17 protein-coding genes are annotated in these 24,192 nt (G+C 72.4%); 11 read left to right on the plus strand and 6 right to left on the minus strand.

Going from position 1 to position 24,192, the window contains the following annotated elements; genetic code table 11:
* The first annotated feature begins 105 nt into the window (after positions 1–105).
* Positions 106–1,458 carry a type I glutamate--ammonia ligase gene (gene glnA, locus ACN28C_RS14070; protein ID WP_421494465.1) on the plus strand — a complete coding sequence of 451 codons (1,353 nt, stop codon included), beginning with the start codon at positions 106–108 and terminating at the stop codon, positions 1,456–1,458.
* 103 nt (positions 1,459–1,561) lie between these two features.
* Here the strand turns inward: glnA (ACN28C_RS14070) and ACN28C_RS14075 are convergent, their stop codons facing one another.
* A complete protein-coding gene (locus ACN28C_RS14075) occupies positions 1,562–2,077 on the minus strand; it encodes a hypothetical protein (RefSeq protein ID WP_422773911.1) in 516 nt (171 codons plus the stop codon).
* 437 nt (positions 2,078–2,514) lie between these two features.
* On the opposite strand from ACN28C_RS14075, the gene ACN28C_RS14080 reads away from it, so the two are divergent.
* A complete protein-coding gene (locus ACN28C_RS14080) occupies positions 2,515–4,071 on the plus strand; it encodes a N,N-dimethylformamidase beta subunit family domain-containing protein (protein WP_422773912.1) in 1,557 nt (518 codons plus the stop codon).
* A 77-nt stretch (positions 4,072–4,148) separates the two neighbouring features.
* Here the strand turns inward: ACN28C_RS14080 and ACN28C_RS14085 are convergent, their stop codons facing one another.
* Positions 4,149–5,093: a S66 peptidase family protein gene (locus ACN28C_RS14085; protein WP_422774657.1), complete on the minus strand. Its 945-nt coding sequence runs from the start codon at positions 5,091–5,093 to the stop codon at positions 4,149–4,151.
* Positions 5,094–5,317: 224 nt separating this feature from the next.
* On the opposite strand from ACN28C_RS14085, the gene ACN28C_RS14090 reads away from it, so the two are divergent.
* The 3 genes from ACN28C_RS14090 to ACN28C_RS14100 all read left to right on the plus strand — a co-directional run bounded on the left by ACN28C_RS14090 (position 5,318) and on the right by ACN28C_RS14100 (position 11,179).
* Positions 5,318–6,070: a type 1 glutamine amidotransferase gene (locus tag ACN28C_RS14090; protein ID WP_422774658.1), complete on the plus strand. Its 753-nt coding sequence runs from the start codon at positions 5,318–5,320 to the stop codon at positions 6,068–6,070.
* A gap of 107 nt (positions 6,071–6,177) precedes the next feature.
* Complete coding sequence (locus ACN28C_RS14095) at positions 6,178–9,444, plus strand: bifunctional [glutamine synthetase] adenylyltransferase/[glutamine synthetase]-adenylyl-L-tyrosine phosphorylase (protein WP_422773913.1); 3,267 nt, start codon at positions 6,178–6,180, stop codon at positions 9,442–9,444.
* Positions 9,437–11,179, plus strand: coding sequence for a hypothetical protein (locus tag ACN28C_RS14100; protein ID WP_422773914.1), 1,743 nt, complete (start codon positions 9,437–9,439; stop codon positions 11,177–11,179). The genes ACN28C_RS14095 and ACN28C_RS14100 overlap by 8 nt, the downstream gene beginning before the upstream one ends.
* A 74-nt stretch (positions 11,180–11,253) precedes the next feature.
* Here ACN28C_RS14100 and ACN28C_RS14105 read toward each other — a convergent pair whose 3' ends face one another.
* Entirely contained in the window at positions 11,254–14,577 is a 3,324-nt protein-coding gene (locus ACN28C_RS14105; RefSeq protein ID WP_422773915.1) for an NACHT domain-containing protein, read from the minus strand.
* Between the two features lie 242 nt (positions 14,578–14,819).
* Here ACN28C_RS14105 and ACN28C_RS14110 point away from each other — a divergent pair, with 242 nt between their 5' ends.
* The 5 genes from ACN28C_RS14110 (at position 14,820) to ACN28C_RS14130 (ending at position 19,839) form a co-directional block, all read left to right on the plus strand.
* Entirely contained in the window at positions 14,820–16,346 is a 1,527-nt protein-coding gene (locus ACN28C_RS14110; RefSeq protein WP_422773916.1) for a pyridoxal phosphate-dependent decarboxylase family protein, read from the plus strand.
* A gap of 135 nt (positions 16,347–16,481) precedes the next feature.
* Positions 16,482–17,693: a helix-turn-helix transcriptional regulator gene (locus ACN28C_RS14115; protein ID WP_422773917.1), complete on the plus strand. Its 1,212-nt coding sequence runs from the start codon at positions 16,482–16,484 to the stop codon at positions 17,691–17,693.
* A gap of 197 nt (positions 17,694–17,890) precedes the next feature.
* Positions 17,891–18,370: a hypothetical protein gene (locus ACN28C_RS14120; RefSeq protein ID WP_422773918.1), complete on the plus strand. Its 480-nt coding sequence runs from the start codon at positions 17,891–17,893 to the stop codon at positions 18,368–18,370.
* Between the two features lie 148 nt (positions 18,371–18,518).
* Positions 18,519–18,791: a hypothetical protein gene (locus ACN28C_RS14125; protein WP_422773919.1), complete on the plus strand. Its 273-nt coding sequence runs from the start codon at positions 18,519–18,521 to the stop codon at positions 18,789–18,791.
* A gap of 415 nt (positions 18,792–19,206) precedes the next feature.
* Positions 19,207–19,839, plus strand: coding sequence for a DUF433 domain-containing protein (locus ACN28C_RS14130; RefSeq protein ID WP_422773920.1), 633 nt, complete (start codon positions 19,207–19,209; stop codon positions 19,837–19,839).
* A 517-nt stretch (positions 19,840–20,356) separates the two neighbouring features.
* Here ACN28C_RS14130 and ACN28C_RS14135 read toward each other — a convergent pair.
* The 3 genes from ACN28C_RS14135 to glnA (ACN28C_RS14145) all read right to left on the minus strand — a co-directional run bounded on the left by ACN28C_RS14135 (position 20,357) and on the right by glnA (ACN28C_RS14145) (position 23,454).
* Positions 20,357–21,445 carry a GlsB/YeaQ/YmgE family stress response membrane protein gene (locus ACN28C_RS14135; RefSeq protein ID WP_422773921.1) on the minus strand — a complete coding sequence of 363 codons (1,089 nt, stop codon included), beginning with the start codon at positions 21,443–21,445 and terminating at the stop codon, positions 20,357–20,359.
* On the minus strand, positions 21,442–21,846 hold the full coding sequence (locus tag ACN28C_RS14140; RefSeq protein WP_422773922.1) for a PadR family transcriptional regulator: 405 nt from the start codon (positions 21,844–21,846) through the stop codon (positions 21,442–21,444). The genes ACN28C_RS14135 and ACN28C_RS14140 overlap by 4 nt, the downstream gene beginning before the upstream one ends.
* Positions 21,847–22,029: 183 nt before the next feature.
* Positions 22,030–23,454, minus strand: a complete 1,425-nt coding sequence (gene glnA, locus ACN28C_RS14145; RefSeq protein ID WP_421494459.1) for a type I glutamate--ammonia ligase — start codon at positions 23,452–23,454, stop codon at positions 22,030–22,032.
* 258 nt (positions 23,455–23,712) lie between these two features.
* Between glnA (ACN28C_RS14145) and ACN28C_RS14150 the strand changes: the two genes are divergently transcribed.
* Entirely contained in the window at positions 23,713–24,144 is a 432-nt protein-coding gene (locus tag ACN28C_RS14150) for an RDD family protein (protein ID WP_422773923.1), read from the plus strand.
* The last annotated feature ends 48 nt before the right edge of the window (positions 24,145–24,192 follow it).

Here is a 24,192-nt window from a genome sequence, read left to right on the forward strand (position 1 = left end):
TCCGGACCAGTTCCCGTAACGTCTGTGTAACGGGTTCGGTGAAGACTGGACCGCTAAGCCGTGCGCCGGCTGGGCCGGTCCGAGAAGAGTGTGCGAGGGGTTGAGGTGGACCGTCAGCAGGAGTTCGTGCTCCGCACGCTGGAAGAGCGTGACATCCGTTTCGTCCGGCTGTGGTTCACCGATGTGCTCGGCACGCTGAAGAGCGTCTCGGTGGCCCCCGCGGAGCTGGAGGCCGCCTTCGACGAGGGCATCGGCTTCGACGGCTCCGCCATCGAGGGCTTCGCGCGGGTCTTCGAGTCGGACATGGTGGCCATGCCCGACCCGACGACGTTCCAGGTCTTCCCCTTCGAGGGCGGGGTCAGCGGCGAGAGTGCCCGGATGTTCTGCGACATCCTGCTCCCGGACGGCAGCCCCTCCTGGGCCGACCCCCGGCACGTGCTGCGCCGGGCGCTCTCCCGGGCCGCGGAGAAGGGCTTCACCTTCTACACCCACCCGGAGATCGAGTTCTTCCTGCTGGAGAACGGCCCCAACGACGGCTCGGTGCCGGTGCCGGTCGACATGGGCGGCTACTTCGAGCACACCACCCACGCGGTGGCCCGGGACTTCCGCCGCCAGGCGGTGCTGGCGCTGGAGCGGATCGGCATCTCGGTGGAGTTCAGCCACCACGAGGTCGCCCCCGGCCAGCAGGAGATCGACCTCCGCTACGCCGACGCGCTCACCACCGCCGACAACATCATGACGTTCCGGCACATGGTCAAGGAGGTCGCGCTCTCCACGGGGGTGCGGGCCACCTTCATGCCGAAGCCCTTCACCGACCAGCCGGGCAGCGGCATGCACACCCACCTCTCCCTCTTCGAGGGGGAGCGCAACGCCTTCCACGACGCCAGCGACCCGATGAAGCTCTCCAAGGTCGGCCGCGCCTTCATCGCCGGGCTGCTCACCCACGCCCGGGAATACACCGCGGTCACCAACCAGTGGGTCAACTCCTACAAGCGGCTCTTCCCGCAGGCGCTGCCGGACCGGATCACCGAGTCCCCGGCGTACGTCTGCTGGGGTCACCTGAACCGCTCGGCGCTGGTCCGGGTGCCGGCGTACGGGAAGCCGAACTCGGCCCGGGTCGAGGTCCGCTCCCCGGACGCCGCCACCAATCCCTACCTGGCGTTCGCGGTGCTGCTCGGCGCCGGGCTGAAGGGCATCGAGGAGGGCTACGAGCTGCCGCCGGGCGCCGAGGACGACGTCTGGTCGCTCTCCAACGCCGAGCGCAAGGCCATGGGCTACGAGTCCCTTCCGGAGAACCTCGCCGAGGCGATCGACGTGATGGCCGGCTCGGAACTGGTCGCCGAGGTGCTCGGCGAGCACGTCTTCGACTTCTTCCTGCGCAACAAGCGCGCCGAGTGGGAGCAGTACCGGCGCGAGGTCACCCCCTACGAGCGCCAGCGTTACCTGGGCCTGCTCTGAGCCAGGCGCGCCCGGGCCGCACCTGAGTAGGGGTGCGACCCGGGCCGGTCACCGCGTGCCGGGCGCCAATGCGCCGCCCTGGCCCGGTTACTTCGTGGCCGGGTTACTTAGTGGCCGGGGCGCCCGGGCCGCCGTGGCGCGGGCCACCCCAACCGCCGCCCCAGGCCGGGAAGACGCCTGCCTCGACCGCCGCACGGATGGCGTCGGCCTGCTCCTGGGTCAGCTTGCCGTCCGCGACCGCCTTGTCGAGCCGCTCCTTCAGCATGGCCTCCCGGTCGGCCTTCGACTGCGGGCCGGGCCTACCCTCGCCCCGCTGCTCGATCCGGTCCTTCCACTCGGCCCGGTGCTGCTCCCTGATCTTTGCCAGTGCCGCTTCGACCCTCTCCTGCGGCACGCCCAGCTCCTCGGCGAGCTGCTCGGCCAGCTTGCCGCGCTGCTCGGCCCAGCGCTTGCCCTGCTCCGGGGCGGACGCGCCGCTCTCCGCCGAACTCGACGGGGTCGGGGCGGGCGTGGCGCCGTCCTCGGCGAACGCCACGGCCGGGGCCGCGAGACCCACCGTGAGTACGCCGCCGGCCACCAGGCCGCCGAGGACCTTCTTCCGTGAAAGTCGCCTGCTCATCCTGCGTTCTCCCCCTTCAGATGCGTACGACGCCGGGTGGCGCCTGCTTTCCTCAACCCGCCCACACTGCGGCACCAGCCTGGGCGGTGCCCCGGATCTGGCTGGCAGGCCGCTGGGAATTGCGCGACCGCCTGGCAGGACGCTGAGACTCCACGGTCACCGGGGGCGTCGTTGCACCCGATTGTCCGGTAGGGCGGATCTCGCACCCGGCGTCTCCGTCGTCGGGATTGCGACTGCCGTCGGGACTGCCGTCGCGGTCCGGGTGTGGCGGGGCGCTCGACGCGTCCGCCGCTGATCTGTTGGGTTCCCGACTGCAACAGGAGTGACCCACCGGGCGTGTGTGCAGAAAGGGTGTCGCCCCGGCCGCCAGCCCGGTGCGCCCCAACCCACCTACCACATATGTCCAAAGTGGACAGACGAGTCATCACGGGGGAAGCATGATGGAGAAGGCGGGCCGGTACTCCCGGCGTACGGCGTTGGGGATCATCGGGGTGAGCGGCGCGGTCACGGCGGTCGGCATCGCCGCGCGGTCCGGCACCGGCGATCCCACCGCGCCGGGAATCGACCCCTACTACCCGGGCGACGCGAGGCCGGGGCGGGGCGCGACCGTCCGGCGGTCGCCGGTCGGCACCTCCGAGGTCTCCCGGGAGAACACCCGGGCCGGAGCCGGCGGTTTCACCCTGCTGGACCGCCGTTTCGCCGAGGACCGCCAGGGCCAGATCGCCGGCTATGCCTCGGCGACCAGCGTCGAGGCCGGCGGCAGCCTGGACTTCCACGTCTCCGTGGCGCCGGCCCAGCGGTACCGGATCCAGGTGTACCGGGTCGGGCACTACGCCGGCACGGGCGCGCGGCTCGTCGCCGCCAGCCCGTGGCAGGACGGGCGTACCCAGGCCGCTCCGGCGGTGCATCCGAAGACCCGGATGGTGAGCTGCGGCTGGGATCCCGGCTGGCGACTGGCGGTGGGCCGGCACTGGGTCAGCGGGCTCTACCTGGCCCTGGCGACCGGCGCCGACGGCTGGTGCCAGTGGATACCGTTCGTCGTACGGGAACCGCGGCGGCCGACCGCCGGGCTGGTGGTGCTGCCGACCAGCACCTATCAGGCGTACAACCGGTGGCCGGCCGTCGGGCACACCGGCGCCAGCCTCTACTACGGGTTCGACGACTCGGGCAGGTGGGCGACCGGGACGCGGTCGCTGGCGGTCAGCCACGACCGGCCGTACGCCGGCAACGGGTTGCCGCACCACATCAGGGACGAGATCGGATTCGTCCGCTGGTCCGAGCGGCACGGCGACGACGTCAGCTACGCCACCAGCGAGGACCTGCACACCGGCCGGGTGGATCCGGCCCGCTACCGGGCGGTGGTCTTCAGCGGCCACGACGAGTACTGGTCGGTGCCGATGCGCCGGGCGGTGGCGACGGCCCGGGACTCGGGTACCAGCCTGGTCTTCCTCAGTTCCAACAACTGCTACTGGCGCGTCCGGTACGGCGGATCCGACGCCCGTCCCGACGAGCGGATCGTGGACTGCGCCAAGGTGAACCCCGGACCCGGCCAGCGGCCGGTCAGGGTGACCAGCCAGTGGCGCCGGGCCGGCAGCCCGGAGCAGCAGCTGATCGGCGCCCAGTACGTCAGCGTGGTCGACGACGACGCGCCGCTGGTGGTGCGGGAGAGCGGTCACTGGTTCTGGGCCGGCACCGGGGTGCGGGACGGCGACGAGATCCCGCACACCGTCCGGCAGGAGGCCGACCAGGTGATGCCGGACGTCGACCTACCGCAGTCGACCGACCGTCGGGTGCTCGCCGACTCGCCGTACCGTCGGCTCGGCGTGGCACAGCGGCAGCAGAGCAGCCTCTACCGGGCGCCGTCCGGGGCGTGGGTCTTCGCGGCCGGCACGATGGGCTGGACCCGGGCGCTCTACGCGGACGGGTTCGTCGACTCCCGGCTGCGGCGGGCCACCCGCAACCTGCTCGACAGGGTGCTCCGGCTTCCGGAGTAGCGCTCCGTGCTCCGGATGCCGGTGGTGACGCTCCGGAGGCGGCGGGCCGAACCGTCGTGGGCCGGCGGGGACAGCGCTCAGCAGACGGCGGGAGAGACGGTCAGGGTGCCGGCGGCGACGTCCAGCGTCGCCGGCACGCCGACGGGCACGGTGAGCTGGCCGACGCCGTGCCCGATCGGCAGCCCGCCGAGCACCGGCACCCCCAGGTCGCCGAGGCGCTCGGCGAGCACCTCGGCCACCCCGATCGTCCAGCCGTCCGCGCAGTCGGTGAACTGTCCCACCGCCACCCCGGCCAGCCCGGCGAGCGCACCCGCCCGACGCAGGTGGGTGAGCATCCGGTCGACCTTGTAGGGCGGCTCCGCGACATCCTCGACCAGCAGGATCGCGCCGGCCAGGTCCGGCATGTCCGGGGTGCCCAGCGAGTGCGTGAGCAGGCAGAGGTTGCCGCCGATCAGCGGGCCGGTGGCCGTACCGGGGACCAGCACCGGTGCGGTCTCCTCGGTTGGCAGCCGGTGCAGCACCACCGGCTCGGGGTGCATCAGCGCGGTGCGCAGCGACTCGGCCGAGGCAGGCGGGGTGCGCTCGTCCAGCCAGGCGGCTCCCGGGCCGTGCACGGTGGCGAGCCGGGCACCACGCCAGAGCGCGAGTTGCAGGGCGGTGATGTCGGAGAACCCGGCCACCACCTTCGGATCGCGGCGGACCGCCGACATGTCGATCGCGTCGACGACCCGTTGGGCGCCGTAGCCACCTCTGGTGCAGAGCACGCCCCGCACCGTCGGGTCGGCGAAGGCGGCGTTCAGGTCGGCGGCGCGTAGCGCGTCGTCGCCGGCCAGGTAACCCCGGCGGGCGTACGCATTCGGGGCGAGGACGGGACGAAGGCCCCAGCCGGTGAGCAGTTCCACCCCTCGGGCGACCCGGTCCGGCCGGGTCGGCCCGGAGGGCGACACCAGCAGCACCGTGTCGCCGGGGCGCAGCGCGGGCGGCCGTACCGCCGGCCGTGCGGGTAGCGGTACCGCCGGCAGTGTGTGCGGTCGTACCGCCTGGTCGTCGGGCACCTCGCCTCCCGCGTCCGCTCGGCTCCATCGCGTTCCGGCCCAGAGCCTATCGGTGTCGGTCGGGGCCACCGGATAGCCTCGACACCGTGACAACGGAGACCGGACCCGAGCACGCCCCTGGAACCGAGCGTGGGGACGGAGTCGAGCGCGACACCGGCGGCGCGGACCGAGCCGCGACCACGACGGCGCTGGTGATCGAGAACGACCCGACCGACGACCCCCGCCGGCTGGGCGAGTGGCTCACCGAGGCCGGCCTCGACCTGGCGGTGCTCCGGCCGTACGCCGGGGACGCGCTCCCCGACGACCTGACCGGGTACGCCGCCCTCGTCGTCCTCGGCGGCTACCAGCACCCGTATCCGACTCCCGACGGCACCTCCGGCGCACCATGGTTCGCGGCGCTGGAGGGGCTGCTCCGCAAGGCCGTCCGGCACCGGGTGCCGACCCTGGCGATCTGCCTCGGCGCCCAACTGCTGGCCACCGCACACGGCGGCACGGTGCAGCGGAGCGCGGCCGGGCCGGAGGTCGGGCCGACAGTCGTCGGCAAGCGGGACGCGGCCGAGCACGACCCGCTCTTCCGCTACGTGCCGATGATCCCGGACGTGCTCCAGTGGCACGTCGACGAGATCACCGAGCTGCCGCAGGGCGCGACCCTGCTTGCCGCCTCGACCCGCTATCCGCACCAGGCGTTCCGGCTCGGCGACCGCGCCTGGGGGCTCCAGTTCCACATCGAGTGCGACGCCGCGATGATCGCCGACTGGGCCACCGACTCGGCGACCCTGGCCGAGCTGGACTACGACCCCGAGCTGGTGGTGGCGGCCTGTGCCAACGCGCTGGCCGACGTGGAGGAGGTGTGGCAGCCGTTCGCGGCCCGGTTCGCGGCGCTCGCCCAGGGCCGGCTCGACGGCGGCACCCCCCGGCCCACCCTGCCGCTGCTCGGACACTAGAACTCCGACAGCGGGGCTCGGAGAGCAAGGACTCGGAGAGCAAGGACTCGGAGAGCAAGGACTCGGACGGTAGGGGGGTCGACGCCGATGAGATGTGCGGGTCGCCGATGAGCAGGCCGACCAGCGCCCCCGGCCGGCTCGCCCGGTACGGCTTCGGCCTGGGCGACGGGGAGCGGACCGGCGGCAACGGTGTGGGCCTGGCCGCCGAACTGCTCGGGCCGGACGGGCTCGGGCTCTGGGACGTCAACGCCCAGGAGCCGGTCGACGCCCCGGCCGGCGAACTGCTCACCGCGCTCTCCCGGGCCGCCGACCCGGACCTCGCACTGCGCCAACTGCACCGGATCGTCGAGGCGGAACGCCGCACCGCCGGCCCGGTCACCGGCGACGGCGGGAAGACCACCGGCGACGGCGGGAAGACCACCGGCGACGGCGGGAAGACCACCGGCGACGGCGGGAAGACCACCGGCGACGGCGGGGAGACCACCGGCGACGGCGGGGAGACCACCGGCGACGGCGGGAAGACCGCCGGCGATGGCGGGGAGACCCTGCTGGCCGCCCTGCACGCCGATCCGGGGCTGCGCCGGCGGGCCGTCGCCATTCTCGGCGCCTCGTCGGCACTCGGTGACCACCTGGTGGCCAATCCGGAGCAGTGGCGGGCGCTGCGTACCGGAGTCGACGGGTTGCCGCCGAACGCCGACGGACTGCTGCACCCGGACGCCACCGGGCCGGAGGAGGGAGCCGGCGGGCTGCCGGTGGTGGCGGCGCTGCGCCAGGCGTACCGGCTGGCCCTGCTGCGGATCGCGGCGGCCGACCTGACCGGCGGGCGCGGCCTGGAGCAGACCATGGCGGCGCTCTCCGCGCTCGCCGACGCCACCCTCTCCGACGCGTACGCCATCGCGGTCGGCGAGCTGCCAAAGGGGACTCCGGAGCCCCGGCTGGCGGTGGTGGCGATGGGCAAGTGCGGCGGCGGTGAGCTGAACTACGTCTCCGACGTCGACGTCATCTTCGTCGCCGCCACCGACGAGGACCTGCCGGCCGCGACCCGGGTGGCGACCCGGCTGATCGAGATCTGCGGGCTGGTGGCCTGGCCGGTGGATGCCGCGCTGCGCCCGGAGGGCAACCGGGGGCCGCTGGTGCGTACCCTCGCCAGCCACCTCGCCTACTACCGTCGCTGGGCCCGGACCTGGGAGTTCCAGGCGCTGCTCAAGGCCCGCCCGGCGGCCGGGGACGCCGCGCTCGCCATGGAGTGGATCGACGCGCTCGCCCCGCTGGTCTGGCGGGCGGCCGAGCGGGCCGAGGCGGTCGAGGACGTCCGGGCGATGCGCCGAAAGATCATCGACAACATCCCGCCGCGCGAGCTGGAGCGGGAGATCAAGCGCGGGCCGGGCGGGCTGCGCGACATCGAGTTCGCGGTGCAGCTCCTCCAGCTCGTACACGGCCGGATCGACGAGTCGCTGCGGGCCCGGGGGACCATCCCGGCGCTGCGGGCCCTGGTGGCGGGCGGCTACGTCGGGCGGGCCGACGGCGAGGCGCTGCTACGTGGCTACCGCTTCCTCCGGGCCGTCGAGCACCGGCTCCAGCTGCAGGCACTCCGGCGCACCCACACCGTGCCGGCCGACCCGGCGGCGCTGCGCTGGCTCGCCCACGCACTCGGCTACACCGCGCTGCCCGGCCGCAACGCCGTCGAGGCGTTCCGGGCCGACTGGGTCGGCCATGCCACCGAGGTACGCCGGCTGCACGCCAAACTGCTCTACCGCCCGCTGCTGGAGGCGGTCGCCCGGGTCCCGGCCGACGGACTGCGGCTCACCCCGGAGGCGGCCCGGAACCGGCTGGAGATCCTCGGCTTCGCCGACCCGAGCCGGGCGCTCAAGCACCTGGAGGCGCTGACCGGCGGGGTGACCCGGACGGCGGCGATCCAACGCACGCTGCTGCCGGTGCTGCTCCAGGAGTTCGCCGACGCGCCCGAGCCGGACCGGGGACTGCTCAACTACCGCCAGGTCTCCGACAAGCTCGGCAGCACCCCGTGGTATCTGCGGCTGCTCCGCGACGAGGGGCCGGTGGCCCGCCGGCTCGCCCGGACCCTGGCGGTCTCCCGCTACGTCGCCGACCTGCTGGCCCGGGACCCGGAGGCGCTGCGGCTGCTCGCCGACGACGCCGAGCTGACCCCCCGGGACGCCGAGGTGCTCCGGGACGGCCTCGGGGCCGCCGCCGACCGCTACCTCGTCGGCCGGGGGCCACGGCCGGCCGACCCGAACGAGGCGATCCGCGCGGTCCGGGCGCTGCGCGGCCGGGAACTGGTCCGGATCGCCTGCGCCGACGTGCTGCACCGGGCCGGCTCGCTCACCCCGGTCGGCCCGACCGGCGTCGCCGCACCCGTCGGGCCACCGCCGCCCGGTGGTCCGGACGGGATACTCGGCGACCCCGACGTGCTCACCGTCGGTGCGGCACTCTCCGCCGTCACCGACGCCACCCTCGGCGCGGCGCTGCGGGTGGCCCGGGCGAGCCAGCCGGCGATGCCGGGGCTGCGCTTCGCCGTCATCGGCATGGGCCGGCTCGGCGGGTACGAGATGAACTACCTCTCCGACGCCGACGTGCTCTTCGTCTACGACCCACCGCCCGGCGTCGCCGAGGACGCGGCCAGCGCGGCGGCGCACGCGATCGCCGAGGAACTCCGCCGGCTGCTCGGCCGGCCCGCCGCCGACCCGGCGCTCGGGGTCGACGCCGACCTGCGCCCGGAGGGGCGGCAGGGGCCACTCGTCCGCAGCCTCGGCGCGTACGCGCAGTACTACGCCCGCTGGTCGAAGGTCTGGGAGGCGCAGGCGCTGCTGCGGGCCCGCTACGTCTGCGGCGACGCCGACCTCGGCCGCGAGTTCGAGGCCGTCGCCGATCCGGTGCGCTATCCCGAGCAGGGGCTGAGCCGGGAACAGGTCGTGGAAATCCGGCGGATCAAGGCCAGGGTGGAGACCGAACGGCTGCCCCGCAACGCCGACCCGGCCACGCACACCAAACTGGGTCGGGGCGGGCTGGCCGACGTGGAGTGGGCGGTACAGCTCACCCAGCTCCGGCACGCTGGACGGCTGCCGGAGCTGCGCTGCACGCGTACCCTCGACGCGCTGGCCGCCGGCCGGGAGGCCGGGGTGGTGGGCGGCGCCGACACCACCGCGATGGCCGCCGGGTGGAGCCTCGCCGCCCAGGTGCGGAACGCGCTGATGCTGGTCCGGGGCCGGGCCGGCGACCAGCTGCCCCGGCACGGGGTGGAGCTGGCCGGGGTGGTACGCCTGCTCGGCGGCGACGACCCGGGCGAGTTCCTGGACCACTACCTCCGGACGGCCCGGCGCTCCCGGGCGGCGGCCGAACGTGTGCTGAATGCCTGACCGGCGCGGCGTCCTACGGGTGGTGTCCGGGGCGGTCGGCCCGGCCGTCGTGCTGGCGGGCGCCTTCCTGCTCGCCCCGCCGCTCGGCACCGACCTCTCCGCACAGGTCGCCAGGGCCGACTTCTTCGGCCGGCACGGACCCGCCCCACTCGACCTCGGCTGGTACGGCGGCGTCGCCCCGTACGGCTACAGTCTGGTCACCCCGCCGCTGATGCACTGGCTCGGCGGCGGCACCCTCGGCCCCCGGCTGCTCGGTGCGCTCGCGCTCGTCGTCTCGGCGGCGGCGCTGGCGCTGCTGATGCTCCGCACCGGTGCCCGCCGCCCCCTGCTCGGCGGCCTGCTCGGCGCCGCCTGCGTCGCCGGCAACCTCGTCTCCGGCCGGATCACCTACGCCGTCGGCGTCGCCTTCGGCCTGCTCGCCCTGCTGGCACTGACCATCGGCACCGACCGGCCGACCTGGCGCCGCGCGACGGCCGGACTCGCGGCAGTGCTGGCCGGCGCAGCCAGCCCGGTGGCCGGCCTCTTCGTCACCCTCGCCGGCACCGCCCTGCTGTGTAAGGAAGGGCCCCCGCTTATCGCTTTTTGTAGAAGAAGGGCCCCCGCCAAACACCTCGGACCGGCGGCGCGGCGCGGCATCCTCGACGGGCTGGTGCTGGTGGTGGGCGCGGGCGTGCCCACGGCCGGGCTGGGGTTGGCGTTCGGCGCGGGTGGCTGGATGAACATCAGCCTGGCGGACACCCTGACGGCGATGCTGGCGAGTGCGCTGGTCGTGGCGGTGGTGCCCCGGCCGGTGCTGCGGATCGCGGCCGGACTCGCCACCCTTGGCGTGTTGCTGGCGTTCGCCGTCCGGACCCCGGTCGGGCTGAACGCCACCCGGCTGGCCGCGATGTTCGCCGTGCCGGTGCTGGCCGGCTACGGGACGCTGCCGGCCGGGCTGGTCGCCCGCTGGTCCCGCCGGAGGGCCGGATTCGCGCTGGCCGCCGTGGTGGCGCTGGCGGCGGTGGTGGAGCCGCCGGTGTCGGTGCCGGACCTGCGGGCGGCCGGCGACCCGACGGCGTCCCGGGGCTACTTCACGCCGCTCCTGGCCGAGCTGGGCCGGCGCCCGCCCGGCCGGATCGAGGTGGTGCCGACGGCGAACTACTGGGAGGCGGCGTACGTGCCGGAGGCCGCCCCGCTGGCCCGGGGCTGGCTGCGCCAGGCCGACCAGGCCCACCACCGGCTCTTCCTGGACGGCAGCGTCGACGCGGAGTCCTACGGCCGCTGGCTGCGGGAGAACGGGGTCCGGTACGTGGCGCTGGCCGGGGCGGAGCCCTCCTGGGTCGGCCGGCGGGAGGCGGAGCTGATCCGGGGCGGGCTGACATATCTGACCCCGATCTGGCAGCACCCGGACTGGACCCTGTACGCGGTAAACGGCACACCCTCGGTTGTGGAAACCATCGGGTCGGATGCGGGGGCGGACGGGGGCGACCCGCCGGACGTGGTGGCGGGGCCGGGAGCGGGGGAGCGCGGGGTTGACCTGACCCGGGCGACCTCGGCCGAGTTGACTGTGGACGTGCGTAACGACGGGGCCGAGGTTCTGGTCCGGCTGCGCTGGTCGCGGTGGCTCCGGGTCGACGGCCCCGCCGGTGCCTGCCTCGCACCGTACGGCGACTGGACGGTGCTGCGGGTGGCGCAGGCCGGCAGGTATTCGGTCACCGGCAGCCTGACCGGGGCGGGCCCCCGGTGCCCGGATTGACCGATCCGGCGAACCGACGCGGAGCACGGCGGGTTAGAAACGGTCGGTGTCGGAGCACCTCGGCACGGAGCGGCTCACTGGTGCCTGATCCGTACGCCCTCGGCGTTGCGGAACGTCTGGCCACGGTTCGCCCAGACGGTGAGTCGACGTGCTCCCGCGAACGGTGCGAGATCCAGCTCCGGGGCGTCGTGCAGATACAGGGTCGCCAGCTTCGGGACCGAGGCCAGCGGCGAGAGGTCGGTCAGTCCCGGGCAGTTGCGCAGGTCGATGTCGTCGAGGGTGGGATGTCCGGCCAACGGGCGCAGGTCGAGTTCGTGCTGGTAGCCGTCCAGGTCGAGGCTCTCCAGAGGCAGTCCGGCCAGCGGACGGAGATCGAGAGCGGGCGGTTGCAGCCGCATGAGCCGGAGGTTTCGCACGTCGCCCTGCGATTCCGCTATCCGGTCCAGCACCAGCGGATCGGCGCAGCCGTTGAGGTGCAGCGTGCGGAGCGCGGGAAGCCGTTTGAGGAAACGCGTGTCGCCGAGACACCTCCGCCGGGTCCCGGCGGTGATGTCCAGACTCGTCAGGTGCGGCAGCTCGCCGAGGGGACGGTAACTGCGGGGGTTCCGGCCGACGCCCTCCAGTCTGAGGATGCGCAGCCGTGGAAACCGCGCGACCCAGTCGAGGTCCGGCAGGAGCGCCGGATCGTATCCGAGCCAGAGTTCGAGGTGGGTGAGCCAGGTCAGGGTGTCGGGCAGCTCGGCCGGCGCGCTCGTCCACCGCACGATCAGTTGTTCCAGGTCGTTCTGGCCGCGCAGGAAATCGAGGTCGACCCGGGCGTCGGTACGGAAACCCCGGTGCGGCTCCACGGAGAGGCCGCGGAGACCCGGCGGAAGTTCACGGGCGGCGAGGGCCGGCTCCGCGACGCTCAGCATCGCCACGCCGAGATTGCGGAGGTGCTTCAGCATCGGGGCGGCCCAGTCGTCCACGGTGATCACCCCGCCCAGCAGGGACGAGTCGGCGAGGACCATCCGGCCGTACTCGTCGGGCTCGAAGTGACCGGCCGCCCGGACCAGCGCGTGGATCACCATGAAGCGCTCGTCCCGGCCGTACCGGCTCAGTTTCCGGAGTGCCGCCGGCCCGCCGACGAAGGCGGCGGTGTCGACCGTGGCGGCGGCGACGCGCTCGGTGAGCGCGCCCAGGTCGTCGGGGAGGAGTTGGAGCACGCGTTCCCCGGCCAGCGCCAGCGACCGGGCCTCGATCGCGTTGCGCGGCGGCACCAGCTCGGCCAGGTTGGCGTCGATCCGGTCGAGCGTGCGGACCGGCAGCGCGGGGGCGGTCTCCACGCAGGCTCCGGCGAGCAGGCGCAGCCAGCGGGCGCGCCGGGCGGGATCCGCCTCGGCCCGGTCGAGGAGCCGGTTGACCAACCGCTGCCGGTACTCGCTGTTGGCCAGCCCGGCGGTCATCACCACCGTCTCCCGCCACATGTCCCGAGTGGCGTGCTCGGCCAGTACGTCGATGTAGTTCTCCTCGGCGATCTCCTTTGCCGCCAGGTATTCCTGGAAGGTCCGGTGCACGAAGGAGATCCGGTCCTCGGCCACGTCCTTCAGCACGCCGCTGCGGTCGAGCAGGTGCTCGAAGACGTCGTCCGGCCCGGCGGTCACCTTCGGCATGGTGGCCAGCTTGCGGCGTACGTGCGCCCGCGCCTGCGCGGTGTCCAACTCGGACTGGTTGCCGAGGGTGAGCCGCCAGGCGAGATCCTGCAACAGCGACATCGCGTGCTGGGCACCCAGACCCACCCGCTGGTAGGCCGGCACGCTCCGGGCGGTGTCCCGGCGCTCGAGCAGCATCTCCAGGGCCGCCCGGTAGAGGCTGATCCGGTCGTGCGGCAGGTCGTCGCCCCGGTCCAGGTTGAGCGCGCAGAGCATCGCGCACATCAGCGGATTCGTGGCCAGGCCCCGCAGGTGGTGGTTGGCGTCCAGCCGGGCGAGCAGCCGGCGCTGGTAGCGGGGGAGTTCGACCGGGTCGCACGGCAGATGTCGGGCGCCGCCGATCGCCCGGTGCCAGCGCCGGACGAACTCGACGATGTCCGCCGGGCTCATCCGCTCGAGCATCACCGCGAGGAAGCCCTCGTTGGTCAGCCAGCGCGCCGGTGCGCCACTCGGTCGGGAGGTCACCACCACGATCACGTCCGGGTACCGGTCGAGGAGGCGGCGTAGCCACTGGCGTACCTGGGTGCGCTGGGCGCGGACCAGCTCGTCCACCCCGTCGACCAGCAGCAGGGCCCGGCCGGTGGCGAAGATCCGTTCGACCAGGCCGGCGGGTGCCTCGGCGGCGAACTGTGCGATGTCCTCGCCGAGCAGCTCCCCGACCGGCGGTAGCGGGCGGTCGGCGTAACCGCGCAGCTTCACCAGGAACGGCGTCCGCCCGTTCCAGTCCCGCAGCTCGCCGTCGAAACCCTGCCGGGCGGCGTTGATCGCCAGCCAGCGCAACAGGGTGCTCTTGCCGGAGCCGGCCGCGCCCCGGATGAGGATGCGCCGGCTCCGCCCGAGCGTGCTCTCCACCCGCAGCCCGGTCTGGCCGTCGTACTCGTCGTCCTTGTCGCCGCTTCGGAAGAACGAGCCGCGTCCCGGTGGGAGGCCGGCGGGGCGCCGGGGTCGCGGAGCCGGCCGGGTGCCGTCGAGATCGGTGACGGCCAGGCTCAGGTACGCGATGCTCAGCGTCGTCTCCGGCGTGTAGTTGCGCACGTCGACACCGAAGAGTTCGAGCTGGTCGTGATGGTCGGAGACGAACCGCAGGTAGCGGGCGACGAAGCCGTTTTCGTCCGGCACCGGCTCGCCGGTGCGCGGCGCGGGCAGCCGATCCAGGATCTCGGCGAGGTCCACGGAGATCCGGGAGAGTCGGGCCAGCGTCTCCTGGCCGGCCCGGTTGGTGAACTGCGGCAGGTGGCGGACCATCTGCACGTAGCAGAGCACGCAGTCCTCCAGCACCCAGCCGGCCAGCCGCTCCGCCGCCTCGCCGAGTCCCGCCCCCTGCGCGTTGGCGGCCAGCGCCGGCCGGAGCCGCTGCGCCAGCGCGGCAGGGTCGGCATCCGCCGCGAGCAGGGCCTCGTCGGTCAGGGCGTCGGCGGTGAAGGTCCGGGCGACCGCGTCGAGCGCCGCCGCGCACTCGTGCTCCGGAAGGTCGACACCGTCCGCCTCGAAGAGCCGCTCGACCCGTTCGGCGATGTCCGCCGCCACGCTCTCGATCTGGAGGCCGACCTTGCGGCGTACGAGGCGGTCCCGGAAACTCACCGCCAGCAACTCGGCCAGGTCGCGGGAGCTGTCGGCGCGATCCCGCCGCGCGGCGAGCCACTGGGTGGCGGCATGGGTCGCCACCGCTCTGGCCAGGCCGGTCGCCGCGCTCTCGAGCACCGGCATCCGTCGTCCTCCGCTTCGGCCCCGACACCAACAGCGACGCACATCGTACGGCCGGCCGACGACCCTCGGGCGGCCGAGCCGAGTCGGCTACGCGACTCGTGCGCCACCGGCTTCGTATCCGACCCTTCCCGCCCGGTGCGCCGGCGATCAGGCAGCCGCAGGGCGGCGATTGGTCGTACCGGCGCGGGTGGCCGAGTGGCATGGTGGGCGGTGATTCGACGGGAGTTGCATCGGAGGTTCGCATGGCTGACCCACTGCACGAGCGGGACTCGACGGCGGCACTGGGACAGGTGTGGGCCGCGGCCGGCCCGTACCTGGAATCGCTTGCCGAGCGCCACGTCCGCGATCCGGCCGGCGAAGCCCTGCTGGGGCAGCTCGCCGACCTCGCCGTCGACGGCGGCCTGCCCGAACAGGGCGTCCCGGGCGCCTTCGCCGAGAGTGGCGGGCTGCCGGAGAAGGGCGTCGGATCGGCCGCCGCCCTGGACCGGCTGCTCCGGGTCGGCACCGCCGCCGCGACCCACTCCGCCGGCCCGCGCTTCTTCCACTTCGTCATCGGCGGCGCCACTCCGGCCGCCCTCGCCGGTGACTGGACCGCCGCGCTGCTCGACCAGAACGCCGCCTTCCGGGCCTCCTCCGCGCTCGCCGCCGAGCTGGAGACCATCGCGCTGCGCTGGCTCCGCGAGCTGTTCGGGCTGCCCGACCGCTTCGGCGGGGCGCTCGTCGCCAGCGCCACCTTCGCGAACTTCACCTCGCTGGCCGTGGCGACGCACTGGTGGGCCGAGCAGCACGGCGTGGACGTGGCGGCGGACGGCCTGGTCGCGTTGCCCCGGATGCCGGTGCTCTCCGGCGGCTACCTGCACGCCAGCTCCCGCAAGGCGCTGCAGATGCTCGGTCACGGCCGGGACACCGTCGAGGTGTACGCCCGGGACCGGGTGGGCCGGGTCGACCTGCCGGCGATCGAGCGGCGCCTCGCCGAGATCGACGGGCCGGCGGTGCTGATCGCCAACGCGGGTGAGGTGAACGCGGGCGACTTCGACCCGCTCGACGACTTCGCCGACCTCGCCGAGCGGTACGGCGCGTGGCTGCACGTGGACGCCGCGTTCGGCATCTTCGCCGCGCTCTCGCCCCGGACCGCCGGACTGCTGCGCGGCATCGAGCGGGCCGACTCGATCGCCTGCGACGCGCACAAGTGGCTCAACGTGCCGTACGAGAGCGGCTTCGCCTTCCTGCGCGAGCCGGCCCGGCTGCCGGTCGCGTTCGGAATGCCCGGTACGGCGTACCTGCCGGGGCCGGATAGTCCACTCTGGTCGGACGGCCAGCCCGGTCCCGTCGACTACGCGCTGCACGGGCCGGAGTCGTCCCGCCGGGCCCGGTCCATGCCAATCTGGGCGACCCTGGCCGCGTACGGGCGGGAGGGGTACCGGGCGATGGTGGAGCGGCAACTCGACCTGGCCCGGCGCCTCGCCCGGTCGGTGGACGAGGCGCCGGAGCTGGAGCGGCTGGCCGAGGTGCGCCTCTGCATCGTCTGCTTCCGGGCCGCTCCCGCACACGTGCCGCCGGACGAGCTCGACGACCTCAACCGGCGACTCGGCGCCGCGCTGCTCGACGACGGCCGGGTCTTCGTCGGTACCACCGTCTACGACGGCCGGGTCGCGCTCCGCCCGGCGATCGTCAACTGGCAGACCACGGAGGCGGACATCGACCTGCTGGTCGAGGTGGTACGCGAACTGACCGCCCAGCTTGCTCCGCCGCCCCGACCAGTCGACTGACGAGGCAGGTCAGCAGTGGCGAGGGCCGACCTGCACGCCGGGCAGGTGACCCGGGCCGGGTACGTTCCTGGCAGCGTTGGCTGAGTCGGCGTACCGTCGGGGTACACGTTGTACCCACGGCGGTGAGGTGGCGCCATGACCGACCAGACCGAACCGACACCAGGCATGCGAGTCGAGCGCCTACGCCGCGCGGCCGGACTGTCCCGGGAACGTCTCGCAGGGCTCGCCGGGCTCTCCCCGACGACCGTCAAGTTCATTGAGAACGGCAAGCGGTCCCTGACCCTGCGTGCCGCGCAGCAACTCGCGCCCCATTTGGGCGTCCGGGACCTCGGCGACCTGTTCGGCCCGGCCGTCACCCTGTCCCTTGATGGCCGGCCCACCCACCCCGGGGTTGAGGACGTCCGCCGAGCGTTGACCGCGTGGCATGTCAACATCGACGGCGAACCCGCCTCCCCGGAATATCTGCGGGGCGCGGTCGACTCGGCGTGGCAGACGTGGCACACCTCCCGGCACCAGAGGTCAGAAGCGGGCGCGATCCTGCCCGGCCTGCTCGACGCTACCCAGCGCGCCGCGCGGCTGCACGCCGGAGCGGAGCGACGTCAGTCGCTCGCCATGCTGGCCCAGTCGTACCACCTCGCTCAGGCGTTCCTGGCCTGGCACGGTGACCGCGAACTGTGCTGGCTGACTGTCGACCGGGGCATGTCGGCGGCCCTCGACGCCGACGATCCGATCGCCGTCGCGCAAGCCATCTGGTATGCCGCCCACCTGCTCCGGTCCGTCGGCCGCGGCGACGAGGCGCTTGCCCGGCTCGGCGAGGCGAAGGCGCTCATCGAGCCGCGTGTAGCGGAAGGCCCGGTCGAGTACGCCGAAATGCTGGCCGACCTCCACCTGTGCTCGGCGTTGACCCGAGCCCGGACCGGAGATCAGGGCGCCTGGTCGGATTGGGAGACCGCCCGGAACGTGGTACATCGAGTGCTGCCGGAGAACTTCGTCGGCCTGCGTACCCGCGTCTCCCGGCCGCTGGTCGACGTCTACGCCGTGATGTGCGCCGTCGACCTCGGCGATCCGGAGGAAGCCCAGCGGCGGGCGCACTCGCTCGACCCGGCGTCGATCCCGTCGACGGAGCGGCGCGGGCGACACTACGTTGAGCTAGCTCGGAGCGCGGACATCGAGGGTGCGCGGGAAGCCACCCTTCACCTGCTTCACAAGGCGGACGCGACTTCGCCGGAGACGGTCCGGTACAACCCTGCCGCCCGGGACATGTTGGTCCGACTGGCTACCGAGGCCCCGGCATCGATCCGATCCGAGGCGGTTGAGCTGGCTCAACGAGCCGGAGTCACTCCGTAGGGGTACGCCTTGTATCCCGGTACATGACGTACCCCTCACACCGTTGCGCGGTACCTACGGTGACTGCACGGTCGCGGCGCGAATGTCGCACCGGCGGGCGCCCTCAGGTACCGCGTAGCTGTTCATCCCGCCGCGATCGCCCTCACTGGACACGGCTCCGCGCGACCGCCGCGTCCACCGGGCGGCACCCTCCCCCGTTGGGTGCCGCCCGCTCAAGCGAGGCGTGGCGGCCGGAACGGGTTCAGCAGAGGGACCCGGCCGCCACGCCTCCCGGGTTCGACTGGGAGGGACCGATGGGCACGCTAGGCAGCTGGAGGGCCGCTCTCGACGAGTACCGGGCTGACCGGATCCGCGAGCGAACACAGGCGGGCGAGGACATCGAAGTCGTCCGGGCCCGACAGCGGGCGCTCGAAACGGCACAGATCCAGCGTGTACGGCCTGGTCTCGAACTTCGCCTCGAACCCACGGACTGGCTGGAGATGATCTCTCCGACCGTCGACCGCCGGCCGCACCTGGTCGTCTCCACGGTCCACGAACCGATCCTCTACCGGGAGACGGTCGGGTGGGTGCGGGTGTGGGGGCACACGCCCCGCTGCGGCGGCCAGCCGGACCACGGGCCTTGCATCACCCTGATGTGCCGGGTCGGTGCCATCCTCGACGCCATGGACCGGCAGTGACCGGCGACCCGGAGCAGGTACGGCGAGTCCTCCTACGGGCGTACGTGTTGAAGCGGACCCTGCCTCCGGATTGGGCGGCTCGGATCGCGCCCCTGATCGACGCGCTCGATCGGCAGTGGAGTCCACTCCTGACGCCGGAGGATCGGCCGTGACATCGATGTACGACGGCTGGTCGACGACGTTGGAGGATCTGACGGCCCGCCGGTTCCTGACCATGCACCGGGACGGGCGTCGCTGCTGGCAGTGCGACCCGGACGGCCTCTGCCGGCTTCTGACCTGGGCGTTCGACTACTTCCGCCGCAGCGGCGAGCCGATGCTGGGGCAGGCTGCGGAGATCCTGGCCCGTGCCACCCATCCGGGGTGGCTGACGGCCGCCGAGCTGCGGGAGATCGCCCGGACGTTGCGGGGAAGGTTGTCATGACCCGGACGACGATGTGTATGCCGTGCTGGTTGGCCGAGCGACCACCGGTCGCCGACAACCCGCACGGCTGCCCCGGATACCTGATCATCGGCGATGGCCCCGAGGTCGTCACGAAGCTGTGTTCCTGCCTGGTGTGTTGGCCTGACGGGCTGCCACCGGCACCAGAGCCACCCCTGTCCATCGGTCGCACGAGTGAGGGGTGAGGGTCGACGTCCCGGCCTTGCACGCCGCCGTTGCGGCGACGGCGCGCTGAAGTCCCCGACCGGCCTGGTGAACCGGTCGGGGACAGGCGAGCCCTACCGCATCTCCACCTTGACCAGGGGATTGTCCACAGGTCGGCTGCTGCCCACCAGTCGTCCAGGTGTTGCTACCGAACGTGTATTAATTTATACGCAGAGTGTGTCAAACTGCGAACATGCGGGACGACGTCGACGACCTCATCGCCTTTCCCGAGAAGCGTGCCGCCGAGGTTGCTGGTGTGACCGTGCGCAAGCTGCGCTACTGGGATCTGAAGCATATTGTTCGGCCGAGCATCCACCGGCGGCTCGGCATCCGGACCAAGGTGCGACTCTACGGCTTCGACGATGCTGTGGCGCTTCTGGTAGTTGCTGAACTCCGGTCCCGCGGTCTCAGCCTCCACAGCGTGCGCAAGGTCGTTCTGCACCTACGTTCCCGTGGCTACGAGCGCCCACTTAACGAGCTACGGTTCGCGACCCTGGGCAGGGAGATCTACTTCCAGCATCCGGACGGCAGTTGGGAGGGCGGCGCACGCCCCGATCAGCTTGTCCTGCACCAGATACTCAATCTGGAGCTTATCCGAGACAGGGTCCGGGCAGGAGCGGGACGTCCGGCGAGTAGTTACGGCAAGGTCGAGCGGCGGCCAAAGACCATGGGTAACAAGCCTGTCTTCGCAGGAACCCGCGTGCCGGTCGAGACGGTTGGCCGATGGCTGGAGCATGGACGCACTCAGGAGCAGATCCTTGACGCTTTTCCCGACCTGGTTCCTGAGGACATCAACATCGCACGTGGGCAAGCGGTGAGCGCCTGAGTTGTTCTTCATACTCGACCACGACGTCGATGCCGGCGTCGCGCGCATGCTTCGACGTGCCGCCACCGCTGCGTCACTGCCGGCGAAGCGGGGCAGGCGACAGCAGACGATGACGAACTGTCCGTCTTCGCCGACAACCGGGGCGCTGTCCTGATAACGCATGACCGTGAAGCCATCGGTCGCCGACGTCGTAACACCTTCGGGCGCCATGTCTACTTGGCCTGCATAGATGTCGATGCCGTAGCAGTCGTCACCATGCACCTCGACACGATTCTGCAGATGATCGAGACCAGAGACTCCATCGTGCTTCGGGTATCGAGGGAGGATGTCCGCCCCTTCCCTCGCGGATGGCGGTAAGGCCACGTAACGCGCTGACTCGGCAGCAGCGGCGCAATGAGGACTGTCAGCGCGTCCGGAAGGTCGGTGACCAGCTCCTCCGGTCTTCTGCGTCAGCCCAGCGCCTACTGGTCGCGGTGGGTTGCGAACCTCTCGCCAACTCGCTCCCGCGCCGGGCTGATCAGGGCGCTGCCCGGCCTCTCCCGGCGTCGGCCCGCCGCGCGACATCGGAGACGTGCCCGCAGGTCGGGCACGGGTTGCCGGCCGAGCGTGCCCGGATCGCCCGGTACCGGGCGCCGTGCCAGCCGACCACGGCCAGCAGCAGGCCAGCACCGACCAGCGGGAGTACGGCGGCGGTGGCGGCGAGTTCGGACCAGGTGGGGGCGCCGCCCCAGTACCACTCGGCGATCGGTCGGATCGCGAGCAGACCGGCCGGGGTCACCAGCAGTACGACCGACCACAGTGCACCACTGTCACCGGTGACCGCCCGGACGAGACCGAGGGCCAGTGCCAACCCGACCAACCCCACACCCGCCATTCCCAGGACCTCGATCGTGGAGTTGTAGCTGGTGAACCAGTTTCCGCCGCCCTCGGCGACCTCGAACATCGCGGCGACGGCCGTACCGGTCAGCGCCCCGAGCAACGGCGGGATCCGGCCCGCCCAGCCAGGGTGGGCGGGCAGCGCCAGCGCCGTCAGGCCGAACGCCAACACCGGGACGAGCACGTAGAGCGGGGGCCGGGGCAGCCCGGCCAGCGGTGCGGCCGGGATCACGGTCAGCGTCAGCAGGGTCGCGGCGGCGACGCCGCGACGCGCCCAGCGCCCCGGCAGCACTGTCGTGGCGAGCGCGGTCAGCAGCCAGCCGACCCAGAGGAACACGCCGAGGGTCTGCGCCGGGCCGACCTTCGCCGGCAGCACGTCAGCCGGCAGGTTCGTGAACTCGACCTGGATGAGCAGGAACGCCGCGAGCGCCGCCAGCGTGCTCACCGCGATTGTCGCGGCGATCGGCAGGCCGGCGGCGAGCCCGAGGGCGTCCTGCTCGCGTAGCCGTTGCCGCAGCCCGCCACGCAGCACGTCGACGGCGTCGTGCCGGGAGGGCCAGCGCCGCCGATCCTGGTCCACCAGATCGAGGTACGTCCCGACCAGTTCGTCGCCCCGGCGCGAACGGTAGCGACTCGGGTATGCGTACAGCAGTCGCCGGTAGCGCCGCTCCAGCGGATTCACCTGGGCGGCCGGGCCGTCCGGCCCGGCCGTGCCGGGCTGCTCGGTCATGCCGGGCCTCCGGAGAGCCGGATGGCGGGGCGGACCGCCGGCGCCGGACGGGCGGCAGAACCCTCCGACGCCCGGACGTCACGGGCTCGCAGGCGTTGGCTGGCGGCCTCGACGTTCCGGCGCAGCCGCTCGGTCTCGGCGGTGAGCGCGGCGGTTCCGCCGTCGGTGAGCCGGTAGTAGCGGCGGAGCCGGCCGCCCACGATCTCCTCCCGGTCAGGCTCGACCAGACCTTCGTCGGTGAGCCGGTCGAGGGCGCCGTAGAGAGTGCCAGGACGCAGCGTCAGGCGTCCGCCGGAGAGCTCGGCGACCTCGGTGATGATGCCGTAGCCGTGCATCGGTTTCCGGGCGAGCGCGGTGAGGATCAGGAACGTCGGTTCCCGCAACGGAACGGGCGTGGTCATGCACCGGAGTATATCGGTTGCCGAGCTATATCGGTGGCGAAGCCATCCGGCGGGTCGGGCCGGCCGTTCAACGCGGCGCGCCGCCGACCGGAGCCCTCGCGGGCGGGGGTCGGCGGCGCGGCCGTTGTGCCTGTGCCGCGCTGCCCCCGGACCGATGGTGTCCCGGGGCGGCGGCGGGTCTTGCTAGACGTCGAAGTACATTGCGAACTCGTGCGGGGTGGGCCGCAGCCGGACCGGGTCCACCTCGTTGGCGCGCTTCCACTCGACCCAGGTGGAGATCAGGTCGGGGGTGAAGACGCCGCCTTCCAGCAGGAAGTCGTGGTCGGCCTCGAGCGAGTCGAGCACCTCGGGCAGCGAGCCGGGGACCTGCTTGACCGAGCCCCACTCCTCCGGCGGGAGGTCGTAGAGGTCCTTGTCGATCGGCTCCGGCGGCTCGATCTTGCTCTTGATGCCGTCCAGGCCGGCCATCATCATCGCCGAGAAGGCCAGGTAGACGTTGGCGGACGGGTCCGGCACCCGGAACTCGACCCGCTTGGCCTTGGCGTTGCTGCCGGTCACCGGGATGCGGGTGCAGGCGGAGCGGTTGCGCTGCGAGTAGACCAGGTTGACCGGGGCCTCGAAGCCCGGGACGAGGCGGCGGTAGGAGTTGACCGTCGGGTTGGTGAAGGCCAGCAGCGACGGCGCGTGGTGCAGCAGGCCGCCGATGTACCAGCGGGCGGTGTCGGAGAGGCCGGCGTAGCCGGTCTCGTCGTAGAAGAGCGGCTCGCCGTTCAGCCAGAGGCTCTGGTGGGTGTGCATGCCGGAGCCGTTGTCGCCGAAGAGCGGCTTGGGCATGAAGGTGGCGGTCTTGCCGTTGGCCCAGGCGGTGTTCTTCACGATGTACTTGAAGAGCTGGAGCTGGTCGCCCGCGTGCAGCAGGGTGGAGAACTTGTAGTTGATCTCGGCCTGGCCGGCGGTGCCCACCTCGTGGTGCGAGCGCTCGACGGTGAAGCCGGCGCCCAGCAGCCGCTGGACGATCTGGTCGCGCAGGTCGGCGTAGTGGTCGACCGGCGGCACCGGGAAGTAGCCGCCCTTGTACGCGGTCTTGTAACCGCGGTTGCCGCCCTCCTCCTCGCGCCCGGTGTTCCACCAGCCCTCGACGGAGTCGATGTAGTAGTAGGACTGGTTCGCCGAGGTCTCGTGCCGGATGGAGTCGAAGATGTAGAACTCGGCCTCGGGGCCGAAGTAGGCGGTGTCGGCGATGCCGCTGGCGGCGAGGTACGCCTCGGCCTTCTTCGCCACGTTCCGCGGGTCGCGCGAGTAGGCCTCACGGGTGAACGGGTCGTGGATGAAGAAGTTCAGCGCCAGCGTCTTCTGCGCCCGGAACGGGTCGATGAAGGCGGTGGCGACGTCGGGGAGCAGCAGCATGTCCGACTCGTGGATCGCCTGGAAACCACGGATCGACGATCCGTCGAAGGCGAGACCGCTGGTGAAGACCGATTCGTCGAACGACTCGACCGGCAGGTTGAAGTGCTGCATGACGCCGGGCAGGTCACAAAAACGTACGTCGACGAACCTTACGCCCTCGTCTTTGAGGTATCGCAGGAGTTCCTCGGGGTTGGCGAACACACGTCCTCCTGGCACGTCCACTTATGGCTAGGCTGCTGGCGACGCTATGGCCACGCGGTTGCCCGAGCATGTCTCTGATGTTTCTGCCGTGTTACGTCATCTGCGGAGCGTGATCGCCGCCGATGGTCAACCCGATCCCCTCCGCACCATACTCTGCTCTGACCGGTTAGCCGAGCTTGCCACGTTCGCCCTTTTCGGGAGATCGGCAGGGGACCGCCACCGAGTCGGCCCTCCGGCTGCGGAATATCCTGGTCGATCGTGACAGGAGAGCACGACGGCCCCGCTGCGTTCGCCCCGGCGGCCGAGCCGACCACGCCACCGCCGAGTCTGGCACGCCGGTTCGTCGCGCTCAGCATCGACTGGGTGCTCTGCCTGCTCGCCACCAACCTCTACGCCGACCCGGTCGCCGACAGTTGGGCGCCGGTGCTCACCCTGGTCCTGGTCTACGGCTTCTTCCTTGGTCTCTTCACGCAGACTCCCGGCATGTGGGTGTGCCGGCTGCGGTGCGTGGCGTACGCCGACGGCGGCCGGATCGGCATCCTCCGTGCGCTGCTCCGGGGTGCCCTGCTCGGCCTGGTGGTCCCAGCGCTGATCATGGACGACCGCCGCCGTGGGCTGCACGACCGGGCGGCCGGTTCGATCGTGGTCGCCGCACCTCCGGCCGGGGCCGGCTCCGTCCCTGGGCGGTGATCCACAGATAATTCGGCTGGCGTGGATGCCTGGGCCGGAGTACTGTAT

The sequence above is a fragment of the Plantactinospora sp. WMMC1484 genome (assembly GCF_049315195.1).
Lineage (GTDB): Bacteria > Actinomycetota > Actinomycetes > Mycobacteriales > Micromonosporaceae > Plantactinospora.

What these genes read in the sequence shown, in the direction of transcription:
- ACN28C_RS14075 (WP_422773911.1), bottom strand. Translation starts at nt 2,077, where the DNA reads ATGAGCAGGCGACTTTCACGGAAGAAGGTCCTCGGCGGCCTGGTGGCC.
- ACN28C_RS14080 (WP_422773912.1), top strand. Translation starts at nt 2,515, where the DNA reads ATGATGGAGAAGGCGGGCCGGTACTCCCGGCGTACGGCGTTGGGGATC.
- ACN28C_RS14095 (WP_422773913.1), top strand. Translation starts at nt 6,178, where the DNA reads ATGAGCAGGCCGACCAGCGCCCCCGGCCGGCTCGCCCGGTACGGCTTC.
- ACN28C_RS14100 (WP_422773914.1), top strand. Translation starts at nt 9,437, where the DNA reads ATGCCTGACCGGCGCGGCGTCCTACGGGTGGTGTCCGGGGCGGTCGGC.
- ACN28C_RS14105 (WP_422773915.1), bottom strand. Translation starts at nt 14,577, where the DNA reads ATGCCGGTGCTCGAGAGCGCGGCGACCGGCCTGGCCAGAGCGGTGGCG.
- ACN28C_RS14110 (WP_422773916.1), top strand. Translation starts at nt 14,820, where the DNA reads ATGGCTGACCCACTGCACGAGCGGGACTCGACGGCGGCACTGGGACAG.
- ACN28C_RS14115 (WP_422773917.1), top strand. Translation starts at nt 16,482, where the DNA reads ATGACCGACCAGACCGAACCGACACCAGGCATGCGAGTCGAGCGCCTA.
- ACN28C_RS14130 (WP_422773920.1), top strand. Translation starts at nt 19,207, where the DNA reads ATGCGGGACGACGTCGACGACCTCATCGCCTTTCCCGAGAAGCGTGCC.
- ACN28C_RS14135 (WP_422773921.1), bottom strand. Translation starts at nt 21,445, where the DNA reads ATGACCGAGCAGCCCGGCACGGCCGGGCCGGACGGCCCGGCCGCCCAG.
- ACN28C_RS14140 (WP_422773922.1), bottom strand. Translation starts at nt 21,846, where the DNA reads ATGACCACGCCCGTTCCGTTGCGGGAACCGACGTTCCTGATCCTCACC.